General features: G+C 62.6%; 21 protein-coding genes. 15 read left to right on the top strand and 6 right to left on the bottom strand.

The window, feature by feature from the left end; genetic code table 11:
* Positions 1–51 precede the first annotated feature (51 nt).
* The 5 genes from ACS5Q0_RS07335 (at position 52) to ACS5Q0_RS07355 (ending at position 6,114) form a co-directional block, all read left to right on the top strand.
* The gene (locus ACS5Q0_RS07335; protein WP_473125962.1) at positions 52–546 is read left to right on the top strand and encodes a (2Fe-2S)-binding protein; all 495 of its coding nucleotides are present in this window, start codon (positions 52–54) and stop codon (positions 544–546) included.
* 151 nt (positions 547–697) lie between these two features.
* Positions 698–3,061: a xanthine dehydrogenase family protein molybdopterin-binding subunit gene (locus ACS5Q0_RS07340; RefSeq protein ID WP_473125963.1), complete on the top strand. Its 2,364-nt coding sequence runs from the start codon at positions 698–700 to the stop codon at positions 3,059–3,061.
* 12 nt (positions 3,062–3,073) lie between these two features.
* On the top strand, positions 3,074–3,880 hold the full coding sequence (locus ACS5Q0_RS07345; RefSeq protein WP_473125964.1) for an FAD binding domain-containing protein: 807 nt from the start codon (positions 3,074–3,076) through the stop codon (positions 3,878–3,880).
* A gap of 63 nt (positions 3,881–3,943) precedes the next feature.
* On the top strand, positions 3,944–4,903 hold the full coding sequence (locus ACS5Q0_RS07350) for an AAA family ATPase (RefSeq protein ID WP_473125965.1): 960 nt from the start codon (positions 3,944–3,946) through the stop codon (positions 4,901–4,903).
* Positions 4,900–6,114, top strand: coding sequence for a vWA domain-containing protein (locus tag ACS5Q0_RS07355; protein ID WP_473125966.1), 1,215 nt, complete (start codon positions 4,900–4,902; stop codon positions 6,112–6,114). The genes ACS5Q0_RS07350 and ACS5Q0_RS07355 overlap by 4 nt, the downstream gene beginning before the upstream one ends.
* Before the next feature lie 212 nt (positions 6,115–6,326).
* Here ACS5Q0_RS07355 and ACS5Q0_RS07360 read toward each other — a convergent pair whose 3' ends face one another.
* The 3 genes from ACS5Q0_RS07360 to ACS5Q0_RS07370 all read right to left on the bottom strand — a co-directional run bounded on the left by ACS5Q0_RS07360 (position 6,327) and on the right by ACS5Q0_RS07370 (position 9,130).
* Positions 6,327–7,724 (bottom strand): GGDEF domain-containing protein, encoded by a 1,398-nt coding sequence (locus tag ACS5Q0_RS07360; protein WP_473125967.1) that lies wholly within the window; start codon positions 7,722–7,724, stop codon positions 6,327–6,329.
* Between the two features lie 120 nt (positions 7,725–7,844).
* Complete coding sequence (locus tag ACS5Q0_RS07365; RefSeq protein WP_473125968.1) at positions 7,845–8,342, bottom strand: invasion associated locus B family protein; 498 nt, start codon at positions 8,340–8,342, stop codon at positions 7,845–7,847.
* Positions 8,343–8,548: 206 nt separating this feature from the next.
* A complete protein-coding gene (locus tag ACS5Q0_RS07370; protein ID WP_473125969.1) occupies positions 8,549–9,130 on the bottom strand; it encodes a peptidoglycan-binding domain-containing protein in 582 nt (193 codons plus the stop codon).
* A 299-nt stretch (positions 9,131–9,429) separates the two neighbouring features.
* On the opposite strand from ACS5Q0_RS07370, the gene ACS5Q0_RS07375 reads away from it, so the two are divergent.
* The 7 genes from ACS5Q0_RS07375 to mnhG all read left to right on the top strand — a co-directional run bounded on the left by ACS5Q0_RS07375 (position 9,430) and on the right by mnhG (position 16,400).
* A complete protein-coding gene (locus tag ACS5Q0_RS07375) occupies positions 9,430–10,026 on the top strand; it encodes a peptidoglycan-binding domain-containing protein (protein WP_473125970.1) in 597 nt (198 codons plus the stop codon).
* Positions 10,027–10,363: 337 nt separating this feature from the next.
* Entirely contained in the window at positions 10,364–13,300 is a 2,937-nt protein-coding gene (locus ACS5Q0_RS07380; protein WP_473125971.1) for a monovalent cation/H+ antiporter subunit A, read from the top strand.
* Positions 13,300–13,647: a Na+/H+ antiporter subunit C gene (locus tag ACS5Q0_RS07385; RefSeq protein WP_473126149.1), complete on the top strand. Its 348-nt coding sequence runs from the start codon at positions 13,300–13,302 to the stop codon at positions 13,645–13,647. The genes ACS5Q0_RS07380 and ACS5Q0_RS07385 overlap by 1 nt, the downstream gene beginning before the upstream one ends.
* Entirely contained in the window at positions 13,644–15,263 is a 1,620-nt protein-coding gene (locus ACS5Q0_RS07390) for a monovalent cation/H+ antiporter subunit D (RefSeq protein WP_473125972.1), read from the top strand. The genes ACS5Q0_RS07385 and ACS5Q0_RS07390 overlap by 4 nt, the downstream gene beginning before the upstream one ends.
* Positions 15,260–15,748, top strand: a complete 489-nt coding sequence (locus ACS5Q0_RS07395) for a Na+/H+ antiporter subunit E (protein WP_473125973.1) — start codon at positions 15,260–15,262, stop codon at positions 15,746–15,748. Before ACS5Q0_RS07390 ends, ACS5Q0_RS07395 begins: the two co-directional genes overlap by 4 nt.
* Positions 15,745–16,026 (top strand): K+/H+ antiporter subunit F, encoded by a 282-nt coding sequence (locus tag ACS5Q0_RS07400; RefSeq protein ID WP_473125974.1) that lies wholly within the window; start codon positions 15,745–15,747, stop codon positions 16,024–16,026. The genes ACS5Q0_RS07395 and ACS5Q0_RS07400 overlap by 4 nt, the downstream gene beginning before the upstream one ends.
* Positions 16,023–16,400 carry a monovalent cation/H(+) antiporter subunit G gene (gene mnhG, locus ACS5Q0_RS07405; RefSeq protein WP_473125975.1) on the top strand — a complete coding sequence of 126 codons (378 nt, stop codon included), beginning with the start codon at positions 16,023–16,025 and terminating at the stop codon, positions 16,398–16,400. The genes ACS5Q0_RS07400 and mnhG overlap by 4 nt, the downstream gene beginning before the upstream one ends.
* Positions 16,401–16,542: 142 nt before the next feature.
* On the opposite strand, the gene ACS5Q0_RS07410 is transcribed toward mnhG, so the two are convergent.
* Positions 16,543–16,785 carry a helix-turn-helix transcriptional regulator gene (locus tag ACS5Q0_RS07410; RefSeq protein ID WP_473125976.1) on the bottom strand — a complete coding sequence of 81 codons (243 nt, stop codon included), beginning with the start codon at positions 16,783–16,785 and terminating at the stop codon, positions 16,543–16,545.
* Positions 16,786–16,959: 174 nt separating this feature from the next.
* Here ACS5Q0_RS07410 and ACS5Q0_RS07415 point away from each other — a divergent pair, with 174 nt between their 5' ends.
* From ACS5Q0_RS07415 to ACS5Q0_RS07425, 3 genes are all read left to right on the top strand, one after another.
* Positions 16,960–17,103 carry a hypothetical protein gene (locus ACS5Q0_RS07415; protein WP_473125977.1) on the top strand — a complete coding sequence of 48 codons (144 nt, stop codon included), beginning with the start codon at positions 16,960–16,962 and terminating at the stop codon, positions 17,101–17,103.
* A 133-nt stretch (positions 17,104–17,236) separates the two neighbouring features.
* Entirely contained in the window at positions 17,237–17,707 is a 471-nt protein-coding gene (locus ACS5Q0_RS07420) for a YbaK/EbsC family protein (protein ID WP_473125978.1), read from the top strand.
* A 348-nt stretch (positions 17,708–18,055) separates the two neighbouring features.
* The gene (locus tag ACS5Q0_RS07425) at positions 18,056–18,289 is read left to right on the top strand and encodes a hypothetical protein (protein WP_473125979.1); all 234 of its coding nucleotides are present in this window, start codon (positions 18,056–18,058) and stop codon (positions 18,287–18,289) included.
* A gap of 99 nt (positions 18,290–18,388) precedes the next feature.
* On the opposite strand, the gene ACS5Q0_RS07430 is transcribed toward ACS5Q0_RS07425, so the two are convergent.
* Both ACS5Q0_RS07430 and ACS5Q0_RS07435 read right to left on the bottom strand, forming a co-directional pair.
* Complete coding sequence (locus tag ACS5Q0_RS07430) at positions 18,389–18,526, bottom strand: hypothetical protein (RefSeq protein WP_473125980.1); 138 nt, start codon at positions 18,524–18,526, stop codon at positions 18,389–18,391.
* Between the two features lie 148 nt (positions 18,527–18,674).
* Positions 18,675–19,427 carry an SDR family NAD(P)-dependent oxidoreductase gene (locus ACS5Q0_RS07435; RefSeq protein ID WP_473125981.1) on the bottom strand — a complete coding sequence of 251 codons (753 nt, stop codon included), beginning with the start codon at positions 19,425–19,427 and terminating at the stop codon, positions 18,675–18,677.
* Positions 19,428–19,447: the final 20 nt, after the last annotated feature.

The raw sequence follows: 19,447 nt of genomic DNA on the forward strand, positions 1-19,447 counted from the left end.
AGACCGCCTTAAGGTTGGCCGGGTTGCCGGCGCCTGAGGAGGATTTCACGCATGACCACCGTCTCGCTGACGGTGAACGGTCAATCCGTCACCGCAGATGTCGATCCCCGTACCCTGCTCGTTCAGTTTCTCCGCGACAACCTACGCCTGACCGGAACCCACGTGGGTTGCGATACCAGCCAGTGCGGCGCCTGCATCATCCATTTGAACGGTCAGGCCGTGAAGGCCTGCACCATCCTTGCCGTGCAGGCAAATGCCAGCGTCGTGACCACCATCGAAGGGATCGCCAAGGATGGCGAGCTGCACCCGATGCAGGCAGCCTTCCGGGAGCATCACGGCCTCCAATGCGGCTACTGCACGCCGGGCATGATCATGTCGGCCATCGATATCGTGAACCGCAAGGGGAACGCTCTCGACGAGCAGACCATCCGGGCCGAACTCGAAGGCAATCTGTGCCGGTGCACGGGCTATCACAACATCGTCAAGGCCGTTGCCGCCGGAGCGCAGGCCATGGCCCAGGCCCCTCTGCCGCAGGCGGCGGAGTAAGGCGACCGATACGCCCGTCCACGGCACGCGGCCCCGCGACAGGGAAACGTGTAGGCGGGCCTCGGAGCAGGAGCCTTTCTCAGAGAGCCTTCTTCGAGGTGCCGCTTCGTTCCCGTCCCGCTGAGGGCCAACGAAGACAAGGGAGGATTTCATGACCGCAACAGGGATCGGCGCCCCCGTCCGCCGCAAAGAGGATCAGCGCTTCGTCACCGGCCAGGGGCGATATGTCGACGACTTCAACCGGCCCGGGCAGGCTTATGCCTATTTTCTGCGCTCGCCGCATGCCCATGCCGTGATCCGCTCCATCGATACCGGCCCGGCGAAGATCATGCCGGGCGTCGTCGCCGTCTTCACGGGTGACGACCTCGCGGCCGACAAGATCGGCGGCCTCATCTGCGGCTGGATGATCCATTCCAAGGACGGCTCTCCCATGAAAGCCGGGCCGCATCCCGCGCTCGCCCAGGGCAAGGTGCGCTACGTGGGCGACCATGTGGCGGTGGTGATCGCCGAAACTCTCGCCCAGGCCAAGGATGCGGCCGAAGCCATCGTGGTCGATTACGATGTTCTCCCGGCCGTCGTCGATACCGCGCAGGCCACGAAAACCCCAATCCAGGTGCACGACGTCTCGCCCGACAACACCGTGTTCAACTGGCATCTCGGCAACAAGGACGAGACGGAAGCAGCCTTCGCGCGGGCAAAGCACGTGACGAGGATCGATCTCGTCAACAACCGCCTGGTCCCGAACGCCATCGAGCCCCGGGCGGCGGTCGGCGAATACGATTTAGGCACCGACAACTACACGCTCTACACGACGAGCCAGAACCCTCACGTGGCGCGCCTCGTGCTGTCGGCCTTCATCGGCATCGCGCCCGAACACAAGCTGCGCGTCATCGCCCCGGATGTCGGCGGCGGGTTCGGTTCCAAGATTTTCATCTATGCCGAGGAGACGGTCTGCGTCTGGGCGGCGAAGAAGGTCAAGCGACCGGTCAAATGGACGGCCGATCGCACGGAGGCCTTCCTCTCCGACGCGCATGGCCGGGACCATGTCACCCATGCGGAGATGGCGACCGACGAGAACGGCAAGATCTTGGGGTTGCGGGTTCACACCACGGCCAATCTCGGCGCCTATCTGTCCACCTTCTCCTCCTCGGTGCCGACCTACCTCTACGCCCCTCTCCTGTCGGGACAGTACGACATCCCGGCGATCTATTGCGAGGTCGACGCCGTCTACACCAACACAGCACCCGTCGACGCCTATCGCGGAGCCGGACGGCCCGAAGCCACCTTCGTGGTCGAGCGACTCGTCGAGAAGACCGCGCGCGAACTGGGCCAAGATCCGGCCGAGTTCCGTCGGAAGAACTACGTCACGCAGTTCCCGCATCAGACTCCAGTCATCATGACCTACGACACGGGCGATTATGCAGCCTCGCTCGACAAGGCGCTGGAACTCGCCGATTACAGGAACTTCCAGGCGAGAAAGCAGGAGAGCGCCCGCCGCGGCAAGCTGCGTGGCATCGGTTTCTCGAGCTATATCGAGGCCTGCGGCATTGCTCCCTCGCAGGCGGTAGGCTCCCTCGGGGCAGGCGTCGGCCTGTGGGAATCCGCCGAGGTGCGCGTCAATCCGACGGGCTCCGTCGAGGTGCTCACGGGTTCGCACAGCCACGGCCAGGGCCACGAGACCACCTTCGCGCAGCTCGTGTCGGACCGGCTGGGCATTCCCATCGACCAGGTCAGCATCGTCCATGGCGACACCGACAAGGTGCAGTTCGGCATGGGAACCTACGGCTCGCGGTCCGGCGCGGTGGGCATGTCGGCTATCGCGAAGGCTCTCGACAAGGTCATTGCCAAGGGCAAGAAGGTCGCGGCCCATGTTCTCGAAGCTTCCGAAGGTGACATCGAATTCAAGGACGGCAAGTTCGGCGTTGCCGGAACGGACAGGACGCTCGGCTTCGGCGAAGTGGCCCTCCAGGCCTACATCGCCCACAAGTTCTCGGGCCAAGATCTCGAGCCCGGCCTGAAGGAGGGAGCCTTCTACGATCCCACCAACTTCACCTTCCCAGCCGGCGTCCACATCTGCGAGGTCGAGATCGATCCCGACACGGGCGTCACCACGATCGAACGCTGGACAGCGGTGGACGATTTCGGGGTGATCATCAACCCGATGATCGTCGAGGGCCAGGTTCATGGTGGCATCGCCCAGGGCGTCGGACAGGCATTGCTGGAAGGGACCGTCTATGATCAGAGCGGCCAGCTCGTGACCGCCAGCTTCAATGATTATTGCATGCCGCGCGCCATCGACCTGCCCTCGTTCCAGGTCGGCATGACGGTGACGCCCTGCCCTTCGAATCCGCTCGGGATCAAGGGTTGCGGCGAGGCGGGCGCCATCGCCGCCCCGCCCGCCGTCATCAACGCGATCACGGATGCCCTCGGCCACGAGGACATCGCCATGCCGGCAACGCCCCAGGCGGTCTGGCGGGCGGCGCAGAAGGCCCGCATGCCCATGGCGGCGGAATAAGGGAGGACAGGGATGTACGCGTTCGAATACCACCGTCCGACAAGCATCAAGCAGGCTGCGGACCTTGCGGGCCAGTTCGAGGATTTCAAGTTCCTCGCCGGCGGACATACGCTTCTTCCGACCATGAAGCTGCGGCTCGCGGCTCCGGCCAATCTGATCGATCTCGGCCAGATCGCGGAACTTCGCGGAATCGAGCGTTCCGGCGACGCGATCACCATCGGCTCGATGACGAAGCATGCGGAGGTTGCGAATTCGGCCGAAATACGCTCGGCCATCCCTGCCCTTGCCGAGCTGGCCGAGCTGATCGGCGATCCGCATGTACGCAACCGCGGCACCATGGGCGGCTCGGTCGCCAACAACGACCCTTCCGCCGATTATCCGGCAGCGTGCCTCGCATTGAATGCGACGATCGTCACCGGCAAGCGGAAGATCCTCGCGGACGACTTCTTCCAGGGCATCTTCACGACGGCTTTGGACGAAGGCGAGATCATCACGCAGATCGCGTTCCCGATCCCGTCCAAGGCTGGCTACGCCAAGTTCCGCAATCCCGCTTCGCGCTACGCCCTCGTCGGCGTCTTCGTAGCCCAGCATGCTGATGGCGTGCGGGTCGCCGTGACGGGAGCCGGCTCCAACGGTGTGTTCCGGGTGCCCGAAATGGAAGAGGCGCTCAGCCGAAACTTCGCTCCCGAAGCCCTCGACGGCATCCCGGTATCGGAAGAGGAGATGAACAACGACATCCATGCGGATGCCGCCTACCGGGCCCATCTCGTCGGAGTCATGGCCCGTCGGGCCGTGCAGGCCGCGGCCGGCCGCAGCTGAGCAACCCCCCGGCCTTGCCCCTGATATCCAGGGCTGCAGGTCTGGGCTAAGGCAATCACATGCATGCCCGGGCATCCCGGGCATGTCTTCTTGAGGAGCAACGAAGCTGTGGCTGACCGCCCCGGTTCCATCGACGAGACGCTCGCACTTCTTGGACGCGCCGGTTATGTCGCCGATCGTCCGCTCGCGACGGTGCTCTTTCTGGCGCTGAAGCTCGGACGCCCGCTCTTCCTTGAAGGAGAAGCGGGCGTCGGCAAGACGGAGATCGCGAAGGTCTTGTCGTCCGCGCTCGGGCGAAGCCTCATTCGCCTGCAATGCTACGAGGGCCTCGATGTCGCTTCGGCGGTCTACGAGTGGAACTATGCGGGTCAGATGATGGCCATCCGGCTTGCGGAAGCGGGCGGAACCGTGGATCGCGACACGCTGGAAAGCGACCTGTTCTCAGAACGATACCTCGTGAAACGACCGCTCCTGCAGGCCCTCGAGCCCGATACGGCCGGAGCCCCGGTTCTCCTGATCGACGAGCTCGACCGCACCGACGAAGCCTTCGAGGCCTTTCTGCTCGAAGTGCTGTCCGATTTCCAGGTGACCATTCCGGAACTCGGCACCATCAAGGCCGAACACCCGCCGATCGTCATCATCACCTCGAACCGCACCCGGGAAATTCATGACGCGCTCAAGCGCCGCTGCCTCTATCATTGGGTCGATTATCCGGATGCCGAGCGCGAGCTCGCCATTCTCAGGAGCCGTGTGCCGCATTCTCCCGAGCGGCTCTCTCACGAAATCGTCACCTTCGTTCAGGCGATCCGGAAAGAGGACTTGTTCAAGGCGCCCGGCGTCGCCGAGACGCTCGACTGGGCTTCCGCGCTGGTGGAACTCGATGCGATAGCGCTCGATCCGGCCCTCGTCTCGGATACGCTCGGCGTTCTGCTCAAATACCAGGACGACATCCAGAAGATGCAGGGCAGCCGGGCGAAGGAGATGCTCGACCGAGTCCGCGTTCCGTTGGAGAGGTCGGAGTGACGAACACCCCCGTAAGGGGCGAAGGCCGGCTTGCGGACAACATCGCCTATTTCGCGCGGGCCCTGCGGATTGCCGGTCTTCCGGTCGGCCCAGGGACGGTTCTCGATGCGATTGCCGCAGTCGAAGCGGCGCGGGTCGGCACGCGCGAGGATTTTTACTGGACGCTTCACGCGGTCTTCGTAAAGCGCCATGAGCACAGCATCCTCTTCGACCAAGCCTTCAAGATCTTCTGGAGACGTCGTGCACTGATCGAGAAGCTTATTGCTCAGATGTCGCCGATCGCTCCCGGAGGACAGGAGGAGAAGAAGCCGCAGGCGGGCGCATTGCGTGTTGCCGAAGCCTTGACGCCGCCACGGCGGGAAGAACCTGAGCCGATTGAGAAGACCGAGTTCTCGGCCCGCCTCACCGTCTCGGATCGCGAAATCCTCAAGACGAAGGACTTCGCGCAGATGTCGGGCGCCGAACTCGCCTCGGCCAAGCGCCTCATCGCCGAGATGTCCCTGCCGCAGGAGCAGATGGTGACACGCCGCTTCCTGCCGGATCCCAGGGGACGCCGGATCGATCCGCGCAAGACGTTCCGGAGGTCGCTTCGGGGAGGAGGCGCCGCGATCGATCTGGCCTATCGCTCTCCCGCCGTGCGATACGCGCCGCTGGTCGCACTCGTCGACATTTCAGGCTCTATGGCGGAGTATTCCCGGCTCTTCCTGCATTTTCTGCATGCCATCGCGGAAAAGAGGCGTCGGGTTCACTCCTTCGTATTCGCAACCCGCCTGACCAATATCAGCCGGGAGTTGACGAGCCGCGACCCGGATGAAGCCCTCGCCCGCGCATCGAAGCGCGTGCTGGACTGGGAGGGCGGGACACGGATCGCCCATGCCCTTCACGATTTCAATCGTCACTGGTCTCGCCGGGTGCTCGGGCAAGGGGCCATCGTTCTGCTCTTCACGGACGGTCTCGAGCGGGACGTGACACGGGAGCTGACCTTCGAGATGGATCGGCTGAAGCGCTCGAGCCGTCGCCTGATCTGGCTCAATCCGCTCCTTCGTTTCGAGGGATTCGAGGCGCGCGCCGCCGGCATCCGCGCGATGCTGCCTCATGTGGATGAGTTCCGCCCCATTCACAATCTGGCTTCGATGGAAGATCTCTGCCGGGCCCTGTCCGGACAGGCGATCGCGGGAGCGGGCCCGCGACAATGGTTATCCACTTCCTGACAGTCGGAAGAGAGAGCGAGCGCGCATCCGATGCTCCCTTCTTGAAAAAAGCGCATCGTTCGAGCGGAAAACCGGGTCCACTCTTCCGCACGATGCTCTAGAGCATCGGACCCAAAAGTGGATCTGCACTTTTGGGGCTCATCCGATGCTCCACTCCCTTGAAGAGCGCATCGTTCGAGCGGAAAACCCGGTCCACTTTTCCGCACGATGCGCTAAGGAACCGCCTGCAGGGTGTTTTCTCCAGAGATCACCGTGCGATTTCGGCCCCTTTCCTTTGCTTGGTAAAGCGCCTGGTCCGCAGCCTCGACCAAATAGGCGTAATCCGGATGCCCCTCATGGGTCGCAAGTCCGATGGAAGCCGTAATGGTGAGATGCGCCCCATCCGGAAGAAGCATCTCCCGAGCCATGAGCGCTTCCCGAATCCGCTCGGCCACTTCAAAGCCGGGCTCGGCGCCGGTTTCCACCAGCGCGACCAGGAACTCCTCGCCCCCATATCGGAAGACGAAATCGCTCAGGCGCACCGTATCGAGAATGGCTTCGGCGACTTGCCGCAGCACCATGTCTCCAGCGGAGTGCCCCCAGCGGTCGTTGATCTGCTTGAAGCGATCCACGTCAATCATCAGAACCGTGAACGGCGATCCATTCTTGCTCGCGATCGAAATCTCCCGACTCAGAATGGACGGAAGGAAACGCCGGTTCAATGTTCGCGTGAGAGGGTCGCGCCCGTTCTCTAGCCCGGCGACACTCTGGAACAAGTCCGCGAGCAGGAATTTCATTTCTTCGATGAGAGCCTGCAGCCGCCCGAGGGCTTCCGTCAGCTCCAGCCCATTGGTCGTCCGGGTTTCTTCGATTTTCGGGAGCAGCACCTTGTCGACCTGCTGCATGGCGCTCTCGATGCTCTCGAGGGCCGGCATGTCCTGGAACATGACACTCGCGCGATGATGCAGCCATAGCCCGAAGGGCGAACTGCAAATCGGCTTGAGGTCGGCGCCCGCCTGGCTCCCGAAGAGGGAGAACAGCACGCTTTGGCTCCACTCCATCAATGCGGCGCGCTGGCTTTCCCGTTCGAGCGTAATGTCCTGACCCAAGGCGAACAGCTTGAACGCTTCGTCGAGCTGCGCCCGGCGCGCCATGCCCGTCACATAGGCTTGGCTCATCAGGCGCATGGCGTAGTCGATCCGCTGGTCGAGGAGAATGATCGCCTTCGCAAGAACCTCGCGGGGAACGTCCAGCGCCATGAGATCCGCCGAGACCGCCTCCTTGATGACGGACGCGCCCTGAAGAACGAGATGAATCGGAATCTTGATCCGGGCATGGACATCGCCTATCGCCCGCTGTCGATCATCGAACGCGCACCGATCCGTGTCCCATCCGTCCTGCAGAAGATCCAAGAGCCAGTTGCGCAGCGACAGACTCAGCCGATTGTGCACAGCGTTGTGGCTGAGAAAGGCCGAAGCGGCCTCGTCGGCGAGAAGGGCGTCGTAGAAGAGTTTGACGAGGTCGTCCGCTTTTTCCGTGACCGCCGAGAGCAAAACGCTCCGAGCGTGATCCCGAGACCAATCGTCCAGCGCGCTCACGCTGGAAAATCTACCTTCGCCCTGTTCCGCCATTCGCTGCCCGCTCCTACCCTGGTGCTTCGACAGGCTCGCTATAACATCGGCCCCGAAAGTGGAAGGCCATTTCGGTTCCGAGGCTCCAGGATCGAAGAACCGCGTGCAGAAGCGGACGGATTACCGGCATCCTTGGCGGGCTTTGCGCAACACAGCGGTGAATCCCTTCAACGGGAAGCTGTATGTCGTCTTGTTGCCGCGCCTCGAACTCGCTTCGATGGTGACCGTTCGCCCCTTCTCAAGGGCTCGGACGAATTCGGATTCACGTTCGGTGCGACGCAACCAGGCGTATTTACCGCGCGGGATCATCGTGAATTTCTTGCCATCCACATCGACATGGAGGGCCGTCGGGGCGAAGTCATACCCCGTTTGCAGGCTGGCTTCCGTGCGAACCGCGCCTCGCTTGAGCAAGCGAACGAAGAGCGTCACCCGTCCGTGATCGAGGTGTTCCGGCTTCTTCGAGGCGGCATCGGAAAACACGTAGCATGCGGAAATGTTACTTTCCCTCGTTTTCCAAGCACTCCAGCGTTCGTTCGATCCGAGCATGCGGGGGCTCTGCGCAAAGGCGCAGGTGCTTGAAAGGACGACGAATGCAAGGGCCGTGCTTGTGATCTTCATCTACGAGATACTCGCCTTGGTGGTTTCAGAAGCCCGCAAGCTTCCAAGGCGAGGTTACTCGTTGGTAAATTTTTGGGCCCGAATTCCCCGCGGAGCGACGCTCAACCCGATTTCGACAACGTGCCCAGCGGCTTGCCGCCCGTTCAACAGCTTGTGAACGCGGCGTGTAATTCCTCAAGGCCTGGGAACCGGCCGGGTAAGATCGCTCAAGGGGTGTCGCTCTGTGCCGCCATCACCTTCGCCGCCCTCGTGAGCGTCGAGAGTGTCTGAGCATGGAGTTCACCCGTGACGGGAAGGCCCGCCGCGCGCTGAAACTTCTCGATAGCCTCGCGTGTCGAGGGGCCCATCGCACCGTCGGCCTTGATCGATCCGAAACGAAGCTGGGACAGCGCCTGCTGCGCCGCCATGACATCTTCTTTCGTCGGGCGTGGCTTGATGCTCAGGATTTCCTGAGACATGCCGATGCCTGGGAAAAGACCACCCTGCTGCGCTGCGGCCACCTGCTCTCGCGCCTTCGCCGCCTCATCGCTCGCCTGCTCGGCCTGCGCCGTGAGGTTCTGGATCTGCGATTGTGTCTGTGAAAGCTCCTGCCGGAGGGTTGCGAGTTCCTTGGCGTCTTCGTCCGCCTTCTGGCGCTGAGCCGAGTATTGCGCTTCGGAGGCATGCAGTGCAGCCGTCTGCACGCGCAGCTGGTCCTCGAGACCGACCTGGGTCCACATGGAATAGAGAGACAGACTCCAACCCGAGACTCCCGCAAGCGCCAGGACGGCGACGAGGGCGGGGCTCACATGAGATCCATTTCCTTTCTGCTTCAGCAGCACAGTCGTTCCTTCAACATTCGGTTTCGATCGGCACGAGGGATATCGAGCTAACCTAGCTGAAATCATGGTCAAACCATGACCTTCCGTTCTCGAACGCAGCCCGTTTTCGTCGTTCGTCTACGATCTGACGTTTGTGGCTAATCCGTAAGTAAGTCCACTGATGGCTCGCGTGTCGGCTCTCGGAGCATGTTTGCCCAGCCACTTTCGGGCCACATTGAAGAGTTTTACGCAAGACCGGGATCAGCGATCAAACATGAGGAGAAAAGATGACGGCGAGGTATGTGGCCGAGCGGCGGACATTCAGTCATGTTCTCATTCTGGCGCTTGCCATCGCAGCCGCGACGGGTTGGGGTATGTGGTTCCTGTCCGGCCAGCGATCCGACAGGGTAGAGCGCGAGCTCAGAGAGCAGGTTTCCACGCTTGCCCAGAGTCAGATGAAGTTTCTGCACGAGCGCGAGACGGCCCTGGCCGCAAAGTCGGACCTGGCATCTCTTCAATCGCAGGCCTCGGACTTGCGAAAGGAGATCGACGAACTGACACGGCGCCGTGACGATATGAGGGCGGACGAACCTGCCCGGAACGCCGCTGACAGCTCGGCCCCGGACGCTGAACAAACGGCCGTTTCGGCGACCGGATCGGCGGCTCCTCTGGAAGATCCGGAGAGGGTCGTGATCTCGACGGCGCAGAAGGCCCTCACCAAACTCGGTTACGGCCCGCTCTCTGCGGACGGTGTCATCGGTCCGAGCACGCGGCAAGCCATCGAAGAGTTTCAGTACAAGAACGGCATACCCGTGACCCGGGATCTCGATGCGGCGACATTGCAGCGGCTGGGCGAGGTGAACAGCGTAGCTGCGGCGGAGTGACGGCGAACGCTTCGCTGAAACGAAGACCAATGCATGTCGAATCGGGAGCGGTCCGGACGGACCGCTCCCTGCAACAGAGCCTTCGCGAACCGTCTATTCGACATGAGCGCCTCCTCCGGAAATCTGCCGACGCAGCTCACATTCCACATGATATAACCTTATTCATCGAGATCATCGTGGATCTGCGGACGCCGCGAGGCCTCCAACTCGGCCATAACGCCAATTTTATTGGACGGCGGCCTTGCTTCCGGCAAAGGACGTCAACCATATTGGGCGGCATAACACCCATTTCGGAGTTCCCCCCGCGCTCCCCACCCGGAAGGAGATCGCTCACCTTATGCCTGTTGACATGCCTCTCCTGGCTATCGTCCTCCTTCCGTTCGTCGGAAGCCTCGTCGCTGCGTTCCTGCGGCAGGACGCCAGGAATGGCGCCGCCTTCCTGGCCGGAACCATTGCTTTCTCTGGGACGGTCCTCGTCGCCGCCCAATATCCCGCCGTCAGCCACGGCGGAGTGCTGCGCCTGAGCGTCGAGTGGCTGCCGACGCTGGGGCTGGATTTCACGCTGAGACTGACCGGCTTCACCTGGCTGTTTTCCATGCTGGTCACCGGCATCGGCTTCCTGGTCGTGCTCTATGCGCGCTACTACATGTCTCCGGCCGATCCGGTGCCCCGTTTCTTCGCCTTCCTCCTCGCCTTCATGGGCGCGATGCTGGGCATCGTGCTCTCCGGCAACCTGGTTCAGCTCGTCTTCTTCTGGGAGATGACGAGCCTCTTCTCCTTCCTGCTCATCGGTTACTGGCATCACAATGCGAGCGCGCGCGAAGGAGCGCGCATGGCCCTGACGGTCACGGCCACGGGCGGGCTGTGCCTGCTCGTCGGCGTGCTCCTGCTCGGCCATATCGTCGGCAGCTACGATCTCGATCGGGTGCTTGCATCAGGAGCACGCATCCGCGGCAGCGATCTCTACCTGCCCACACTGATCCTGATCCTTCTGGGGGCCCTCACCAAGAGCGCCCAATTCCCGTTCCATTTCTGGCTGCCCCAGGCCATGGCGGCGCCGACACCGGTCTCGGCCTATCTCCACTCCGCGACCATGGTGAAGGCGGGGGTGTTCCTCCTCACCCTGCTCTGGCCGGTTCTCTCAGGCACGGAAGCCTGGTTCTACATCGTGGTGACGGCGGGCCTCAGCACGCTGCTGCTCGGCGCCTATGCAGCCATCTTCCAGCAGGATCTGAAAGGGCTTCTCGCTTATTCCACCATCAGTCATCTCGGCCTGATCACGCTGCTGCTTGGGCTGGGGAGTCCGCTCGCGGCGGTGGCGGCGATCTTCCACACCATCAATCACGCGACCTTCAAGGCGTCGCTCTTCATGGCCGCGGGCATTATCGACCACGAATCCGGCACCCGCGACATCCGGAAGTTGAATGGGTTGTTCCGCTTCATGCCAATCACGGCAACCCTGGCCATGGTCGCCGCGGCCGCCATGGCCGGCGTGCCTCTGCTCAACGGCTTTCTGTCGAAGGAGATGTTCTTCGCCGAGGCCGCGGCCTTCCACGTCGATTCGCTTCTCGACCACTCCCTGCCCTACTTCGCGATGCTCGCCAGCGCTTTCAGCGTGGCTTATTCCTTGCGATTCATCCATGGCGTGTTCTTCGGCAAGCCGGCGACCGACCTGCCGCGGACGCCCCACGAGCCGCCGCATTGGATGCGGTTTCCCATCGAGCTTCTCGTCCTCGTTTGCCTGCTCGTGGGCATTGTGCCGGCGCTGACCATCAAGCCTTTCCTCTCGGCAGCGGTGAGAGCGGTCCTCGGCCCCGACACGCCCTACTACAGCCTCGCCGTGTGGCACGGGTTCAACGAGCCCCTGCTCATGAGCGTCATCGCTCTCGCGGTGGGCATTCTCCTCTATTGGATGCTGCAGGGTTATCTCGCCAAAGGCATCGACGGCCCCCCGCTCATGCGGCGGCTTAAAGGCCAGCGCATCTTCGAGCGCATTCTCGTCGCGGTCTCATGGCGCTGGGCGCGCTCCATCGAACGGATGATGGGAACGCAGCGCCTTCAGCCGCAGTTGCGCCTGCTCGTGGCCTTCGCCGTGCTGGCTGCGCTCTGGCCTCTCTACCAGCACGGCCTCGAAGGAGGCTCCCATGTCGGCACGGAGTTCGATCCCGCCTTCCTTCTGCTCTGGATCGTCGGCGGCCTCTGTGCCGTCGGCGCGGCCCATCAAGCCAAGTACCATCGTCTCGCCGCCATGGTTCTCATGGGGGGCGCCGGGCTGGTCACCTGCGTCACCTTCGTTTGGTTCTCGGCGCCGGATCTCGCGATCACCCAGCTCCTCGTCGAAATCGTCACCACTGTGCTTCTCCTTCTCGGTCTGCGCTGGATGCCGAAACGCTTCGAGATGGCGGACGAGGGTCTTTTCGTCGGGTTCCGCGCGCGACTGCGTCGCGGACGCGATCTCGCCCTGGCGATCGCGGCCGGCGCAGGCATGTCGCTGATCGTTTACGCGATGCTCACGCAGCCTCTGCCCAACACCATTTCACGATACTTCATCGAGAACGCTTACGCGGAGGGTGGTGGACGCAACGTGGTCAACGTCATCCTCGTCGATTTCCGCGGTTTCGATACTTTTGGCGAGATCGTGGTCCTGGCCGTAGTGGCGATCACCGTCTTCTCTCTGCTTCGGAGGTTCCGACCCGCTCCAGAGAGCGTTGACGCTCCCGAGCAGCAGCAGATGCAGGACGCCTACGACGATGCGAGCCCGGATCGGGCCGTCGGCGATACGCTCTCGGATTATCTCGCGATCCCATCCGTCATCATGCAGTGGCTCTTCCCGGTCATCGGGGTGTTTGCGATCTATCTCTTCCTGCGCGGCCACGACCTGCCAGGCGGCGGCTTCGCGGCCGGCGTCACGCTGTCGATCGCTCTCGTCCTCCAGTACATGGCGGGCGGAACCCGGTGGGTCGAGGCAAGGCTACGCATTCTTCCCATCAGCTGGATGGGGCTGGGACTGCTCTGCGCCGCCCTTACCGGCGCGGGGGCTTGGGCGTTCGCGCATCCCTTCCTCACCTCCCATTTCGAGTATCTGGAACTGCCCCTCATCGGGAAGGTACCCGCAGCCACCGCGCTCCTGTTCGACCTCGGCGTCTTTGCCGTTGTGGTCGGCGCCACGGTTCTCATTCTGATTGCGCTGGCTCACCAGTCCGTCCGCAGCCCCCGCACGCCCCGTGCGCCGCTGCCATCCCCGCAACCTTCGCCTGTGAGGGACGACGCATGATGGAGCTCATCTTCGCGCTGGCGGTCGGCATCCTGACAGCTTCCGGCGTCTGGCTGCTGCTGCGCCCCCGCACGTTTCAGGTCATCATCGGGCTGTCCCTGCTCTCCTATGCGGTGAACTTGTTCATCTTCGCCATGGGCCGGCTGAGGATCGGCGCAGCTCCGGTCCTCGAGAATGCCGAGGCCACAGATCCGGCGCTCTATGCGGACCCGCTGCCGCAGGCGCTCGTTCTCACCGCCATCGTCATCAGCTTCGCGATGACCGCCCTCTTCCTGGTCGTTCTGCTGGCGTCGCGCGGCCTCACGGGAACCGATCACGTCGACGGCCGGGAGGACGGGCAGGGATGACCTGGCTCGATCATCTGATTATTCTGCCGATCCTGCTGCCGCTCGTATCAGGCGCGGTGATGCTCCTTCTCGACGAGCGTCACCGTGTCCTCAAGGGCGCGATCGGAATTGCGACGACGGTCGGGCTGCTGATCATCTCGATCACTCTGCTGCGCCTCGCCGACGCGACGCCCGCTGCCGCGGACGCTTCGTCCGTCCTCGTATACCGCCTGGGCAATTGGCCCGCCCCCTTCGGCATCGTGCTCGTGCTGGATCGCCTGTCCGCACTCATGCTGGTACTGACGAGCGTGCTCGGTCTCGCATCGCTGCTCTATTCGCTCGCGCGGTGGCATCGTGCCGGACCGAGATTCCACACGATCTTCCAGATCCAGCTCATGGGACTCAACGGGGCGTTTCTGACCGGCGACCTTTTCAATCTTTTCGTGTTCTTCGAGGTGCTGCTGGCGGCATCCTATGGGCTCGTCCTCCATGGAGCCGGACTGCTTCGCGTCAGGGCCGGCCTCGCCTATATCGCCATCAATCTGACGGCCTCGCTGATGTTCCTGATCGGCGCGAGCCTCGCATACGGCGTAACCGGCACGCTCAACATGGCAGACCTCGCCGCGCGGATTCCGCATCTCGCACCCGGAGACGCCGCTCTCCTGGCGACCGCTGCCGCGATCCTCGGCACAGCCTTCCTGATGAAGGCAGGTGTGTGGCCGCTGAATTTCTGGCTCCCGACCACCTATGCGGCAGCCTCCGCGCCCGCGGCGGCGATCTTTGCGATTATGAGCAAGCTCGGGATCTATGTGGTCCTGCGTCTTTGGATGTTGATATTCGGATCGGATGCCGGGGCTCTGGCGGGGTTTGGCGGTGTCTGGCTGCTTCTCGCAGGCATGCTGACCATCGTCTTCGGCACCGTCGGCGTTCTGGCCTCGCAGTCCCTCCCTCGTCTGGCCGGGTGCAGTGTCCTCATCTCGTCGGGAACCCTCGTCGCAGCCATCGGCACGGGCAACAACGCCATCATCGGGCCGACGCTGTTTTATCTCGTCAGCTCCACCCTGGCGATTGCCGCCTTCTTCCTGCTCGTTGAGTTGGTCGAACGCATGCGCGATCCCGGTGCCGACGTGCTGGCCGTGACGATGGAGGCCTATGGGGAAGACGACCTCTTCGAAGAGGAAGTCGGTGTCGCGATCCCAGCGACCATTGCTCTCCTGGGTGGAAGCTTCATCGCGTGTGCCCTGCTCCTGGCGGGCCTGCCGCCCCTGTCCGGCTTTATCGCCAAATTCGCCATGATGGCAGCGATGTTGGGAACCAAAGGCGCAATCGCCACGCAGACATGGGTGCTGATCGCGCTGCTGATCGTCTCGGGTCTTGCGACCCTGATTGCGATGACACGCACCGGCATCAGCAGCTTCTGGGCGCGTCTGGACGATAGCGTCCCCAGGGTCCGGGTCATCGAGATTGCACCGGTTCTCTGCCTTCTCGCCCTCTGCCTCGGCCTCACCGTCGCCGGTGGTCCGGTCATGCGCTACATGGATGAGACCACCCGGAGCCTGCGCTCTCCACAGACCTATGTCGATGGCGTGCTGCCGCTGCCGAAGACTGACGGCGGACAGAAGGAGAGAAGCCCATGAGCTGGCTTTTGCCCTTCCCGCTTCTCTCCGCTGCGATCCTTGTCCTGTGGCTTCTCCTGAACCAGTCCCTGTCGGCCGGACATGTCATCCTCGGCAGCGTGCTCGCCGTTCTGAGCTCGTGGGCCATGGCGGCGCTCAGACCGGACAAGCCTCGCATCCGCCGCCCTTTTGCGGCCCTGCGGCTGCTGGGCCTGGTGCTGTTCGACATTCTGCGTTCGAACATCGCCGTCGCGCGTATCATCGTTCGTCCCAGTGAGCCCGGTGCGAACGCAGGCTTCATGACCATTCCGCTCGATATGCGCAGCCGTCACGGGCTCGCGGTTCTGTCCATCATCATTACGTCGACGCCTGGAACGATCTGGGTGAGCTACGACGCCGCGAAAGGCACCCTGTTGCTGCATGTGCTGGATCTCATCGACGAAACCGTGTGGATCGAAACGATCAAGTACCGTTACGAGCGCCTGCTGATGGAAATCTTCGAATGAGCAATCTCGTTCTTTCATGGTCCATCCTCGCGGCACAGGTGATGCTCGGCTTCGCCATGTGCTGCGCGACCTATCGCCTTATCTTCGGGCCGCGCGCACAGGATCGCATCCTGGGACTGGATACGCTCTACGTGAACGCGCTCCTGATGGTGCTGACTTTCGGGATTCGGGTTGGCAACATGTTCTACTTCGAGGCAGCGCTCATCATGGGGCTCCTCGGATTCGTCGCGACCGTCGCACTCGCGAAGTTCCTCATGCGTGGCGAGGTCATCGAATGAGCGCGGCAGGTGAATTGCCCACATGGGCCGCGCTGCTGACCGCGTTTTTCGTGCTGCTGGGGGCGAGCGTCACTCTCATCGGCTCCATCGGCCTCGTTCGGCTCGGCAGCTTCTATGCGCGCGTTCACGCACCGACGCTCGGCACGACTGTCGGCATGGCCAGCATTCTGGCGGGATCAGCCCTCTTTTTCAGTGTGATCGAGGCTCGCCCTGTCCTCCATGAGATCCTCATCGCCGTCTTTGTCACGTTGACCACCCCGGTGACATTGACGCTCCTCGTCCGTGCCGCACTCTATCGCGACCGCACGGAAGGCAGCGGCGACGTTCCGCCGGCCGATGACGTGGAGGACGCCGTTCCGCCGGAGAAGAACTGAAACGGACGAGACAATACGGCGAACTGGATCTGGTTCGCCGTTCGCAAATGCGGACCGGCCGAAGAAGAAAGCCGATTCCACACAAGGAGCGTGAACATCGGACAGACCCCAAAGCTGGGTCCCACTTTTCACATCCGATGGTTTAGCCGGTCGGTCTTCTGAACCGCACACCAGGCCCAGCGTCACCGGGCGGGATCAATTGCGCTCCGCCGCACTCGAAAGCGGCAACAACCTGGGCTGCCGTCATGGGATTCAGCGAGTGACGCCCGTTCTCGAAATCGCGGATGGTACTGCGCGAGACATTGGCGCGCTCCGCCAGATCTTCTTGGGTCCAGTCCAGGAGGCCGCGAGCGGCACGGCATTGTTCAGGAGACAGAAGCGGCATTCCGAATGTTCTTGCAGAGGCGCACGTTGTCGAAGCGGGTGAAGCTAGTGTGCCCTATCCGTGAGCGCAAGAGAATGCACCGGGATTATGAAGTCAGGCAATCACGGCACCGCGTGCCCGACGTCCGTTTTACAAAGATCTCTCCTTGCCTGCGCTCACCTTCCCCGTTCGGCCATGTGCGGCACCTCACCGACCGATGCCCCTCCGTCATGGAAGAACGATCGTCAAAGGATGCTCGCCATGGCCCACCACATCGTGCCGTTCACGCTCGGCGTCGTCGCACCCCTCCTGCTGATCGGCTGGATCGTCTTCCAGTAATCGGAACAGGGACACGCAACGAAAAACACTCCCGCGCCACAATGTTTCACGGATAGACGTGAGACGTCTTCCTTTGCCGGAAGACGTTGTGTATTCCTGCCGTGCCCTTTCACCCACTTGGGAGTCGCGAGCAATGAGCCTTGAATCCGTACGTGCATTCTTCTCGAAGAATGCACCGGACATCGAGATTGTTGAGATGGAAACCAGCACGGCTACAGTGACGCAAGCCGCAGAAGCCCATGGGGTGGAGCCGGGGCGGATCGCGAAAACCCTGTCGCTCCGCGTAGGCGACCGGAGCTTCCTGGTCGTGACCCGCGGCGACACCCGCCTCGACAATCGAAAGGTGAAGGCAACCTTCGGCGGCAAGGCATCGATGCTGGATGCCGAGCAGGTCCAGTCGCTCACAGGACATCCTGTCGGAGGCGTGTGCCCGTTCGGACTCGCAACACCGTTACCGGTCTATTGCGATATTTCTCTCAAGGCTTTCGAGGAAGTCGTGCCCGCCGCCGGCTCCATCCATGCAGCCGTGCGCATCCGCCCTGAGCGTATGGCGGCCCTCGTCGCGGCGGAATGGGTCGATGTCTGCCAGGAGCCGTCGGCGTAAAGCGGACGTTAATGGAAGAAGAATATTAACCTTAAGCATTATTGCCTAGCTCGCCGAAATTTGGTTAAGGTTTTGCCATGCCCGATAGAAATTCACATCCCGGCACCGACGCGCTCGCAAAGATCTGCGATCTTTTCGTGCTGGCGGTCGGCATCGGCCTCCTGAGCTTGGCGCTCAACGTCGTTCGGGTTTGATTCTGTCGCACGGCCCGGGACCGGCCATGCCGCGCATCCACACATCCTTAACTCCCTGCGGCTAAAGAAACGCGATCAAAGGGTTGCGCCGACCGCCAACGGCGTTTAGCAAACTCGCACCGTTCGACGACGAAATTACTTCGGAGGAGCCTGAATGCCCCACGAAGCGTACTGCGTTGCATACCGCGACAGGCGTTGGTCTGTTCTCCATCAGGGCCGGGACCTCGGCGCCTTCCACTTCCGGACCACCGCCCTGAGATTCGCCGTGACCTCAGCCTACCGCGCCGGGGCGTCGGCTGACCACAACGTCTATGTTCTCGATCGCAACGGCGCTCTCTACACGGTCTGGAACTGGACCCGAGACGGCATCAGCCTGGAATCAGAATAAATTCCCGCCCGCGTGACCGGCGGGCGAGCGGGGCGCAAGGCGGCTCCCGGCAATGCCTCATACAGGACGAGGAGTCACGGCTTCAGAGCCGGCACGGGGTTATTCGGGAGCGAATGCCGTCCCACCGCGCCGCAACGCCATCCTGGCATCGCGATCAAGGCTCATGATCTTGAAGGTCGGCGGAATGATGAGCCCTGCCATCGAGGCAATCACCGCACAGGTCAACAAGGTCGCCATTCGAAAGTCCCCCAGAACGAATCCGTTTCGTTGGGACGAGCTTGGGATCTCATGCTTGCGGGAAACTTGCGACGGCGCTTTGGGCCCGAAATGAAAAGCCGGCCCGTGGGCCGGCTTTCGAGCGATGCGGCATTGGCACCCGGAGGGCTCAAACCCAGCCGCCGTCCACCAGATAGGTCTGGGCGGACATCGCGCTCGAATCGTCGGAACCGAGGAAAAGCGCGAAATTCGCGATATCCTGCGGCACCAGCTTGCGCTTGACGCATTGCCGCTTCAGCAGCTCCTGCTCGCCTTCCGGAGTGAGCCAAAGATCGATCTGGCGCTGGGTCATGATCCAGCCCGGAACGATGCAGTTCACGCGGATATTCTTCGGACCCAACTCTCGGGCCAGGGCGCGGGTAAGGCCGACCACGGCAGATTTCGCGGTCTTGTAGGCTGCGAAGGAATCGTCGCTCACCATGTAGCTCGTGGAGCCCATGTTGATGATCGATCCCTCGCCCGCCCTCTCCATATCCGGCAACACGGCCTGGGCTGCGAAGAACTGGTGGTCGAGATTGGTGGCGAACCGCTCCCGCCAATAGTCCGGCGTGACCTGATCGATCGTGTGGCGATCGTCCCGCGCCGCGTTGTTGACGAGAACAGTGATCGGACCGAGAGCCTCGCTCGCGCGGCGGATGGCGGCCTGTAGGGCCGGGATGTCGCGGACGTCGCTGTGCTCGAACTGCACCCGCCCGCCGAGCTCCTTCGCGAGCGCCTCGCCGGCTTGCGCGTCATAGTCCAGAACGGCGACCTTGCTGCCCTGCGCATGAAAGGAGCGCGCGATGCTCTCGCCGATTCCGCTGGCGCCCCCGGTGATGAGAACCGTCTTGCCCTTCAGGGAGCCGTAAATCGTCTGGGTCATGGAACTCTCGTCGTTGATAC

The organism is Microvirga sp. HS2, assembly GCF_055792805.1.

What these genes read in the sequence shown, in the direction of transcription:
- ACS5Q0_RS07360 (WP_473125967.1), bottom strand. Translation starts at nt 7,724, where the DNA reads ATGGCGGAACAGGGCGAAGGTAGATTTTCCAGCGTGAGCGCGCTGGAC.
- ACS5Q0_RS07340 (WP_473125963.1), top strand. Translation starts at nt 698, where the DNA reads ATGACCGCAACAGGGATCGGCGCCCCCGTCCGCCGCAAAGAGGATCAG.
- ACS5Q0_RS07435 (WP_473125981.1), bottom strand. Translation starts at nt 19,427, where the DNA reads ATGACCCAGACGATTTACGGCTCCCTGAAGGGCAAGACGGTTCTCATC.
- ACS5Q0_RS07375 (WP_473125970.1), top strand. Translation starts at nt 9,430, where the DNA reads ATGACGGCGAGGTATGTGGCCGAGCGGCGGACATTCAGTCATGTTCTC.
- ACS5Q0_RS07400 (WP_473125974.1), top strand. Translation starts at nt 15,745, where the DNA reads ATGAGCAATCTCGTTCTTTCATGGTCCATCCTCGCGGCACAGGTGATG.
- ACS5Q0_RS07410 (WP_473125976.1), bottom strand. Translation starts at nt 16,785, where the DNA reads ATGCCGCTTCTGTCTCCTGAACAATGCCGTGCCGCTCGCGGCCTCCTG.
- mnhG (WP_473125975.1), top strand. Translation starts at nt 16,023, where the DNA reads ATGAGCGCGGCAGGTGAATTGCCCACATGGGCCGCGCTGCTGACCGCG.
- ACS5Q0_RS07385 (WP_473126149.1), top strand. Translation starts at nt 13,300, where the DNA reads ATGGAGCTCATCTTCGCGCTGGCGGTCGGCATCCTGACAGCTTCCGGC.
- ACS5Q0_RS07390 (WP_473125972.1), top strand. Translation starts at nt 13,644, where the DNA reads ATGACCTGGCTCGATCATCTGATTATTCTGCCGATCCTGCTGCCGCTC.
- ACS5Q0_RS07365 (WP_473125968.1), bottom strand. Translation starts at nt 8,342, where the DNA reads ATGAAGATCACAAGCACGGCCCTTGCATTCGTCGTCCTTTCAAGCACC.
- ACS5Q0_RS07395 (WP_473125973.1), top strand. Translation starts at nt 15,260, where the DNA reads ATGAGCTGGCTTTTGCCCTTCCCGCTTCTCTCCGCTGCGATCCTTGTC.
- ACS5Q0_RS07415 (WP_473125977.1), top strand. Translation starts at nt 16,960, where the DNA reads ATGTGCGGCACCTCACCGACCGATGCCCCTCCGTCATGGAAGAACGAT.
- ACS5Q0_RS07350 (WP_473125965.1), top strand. Translation starts at nt 3,944, where the DNA reads ATGCCCGGGCATCCCGGGCATGTCTTCTTGAGGAGCAACGAAGCTGTG.
- ACS5Q0_RS07345 (WP_473125964.1), top strand. Translation starts at nt 3,074, where the DNA reads ATGTACGCGTTCGAATACCACCGTCCGACAAGCATCAAGCAGGCTGCG.
- ACS5Q0_RS07430 (WP_473125980.1), bottom strand. Translation starts at nt 18,526, where the DNA reads ATGGCGACCTTGTTGACCTGTGCGGTGATTGCCTCGATGGCAGGGCTC.
- ACS5Q0_RS07335 (WP_473125962.1), top strand. Translation starts at nt 52, where the DNA reads ATGACCACCGTCTCGCTGACGGTGAACGGTCAATCCGTCACCGCAGAT.
- ACS5Q0_RS07380 (WP_473125971.1), top strand. Translation starts at nt 10,364, where the DNA reads ATGCCTGTTGACATGCCTCTCCTGGCTATCGTCCTCCTTCCGTTCGTC.
- ACS5Q0_RS07420 (WP_473125978.1), top strand. Translation starts at nt 17,237, where the DNA reads ATGAGCCTTGAATCCGTACGTGCATTCTTCTCGAAGAATGCACCGGAC.
- ACS5Q0_RS07425 (WP_473125979.1), top strand. Translation starts at nt 18,056, where the DNA reads ATGCCCCACGAAGCGTACTGCGTTGCATACCGCGACAGGCGTTGGTCT.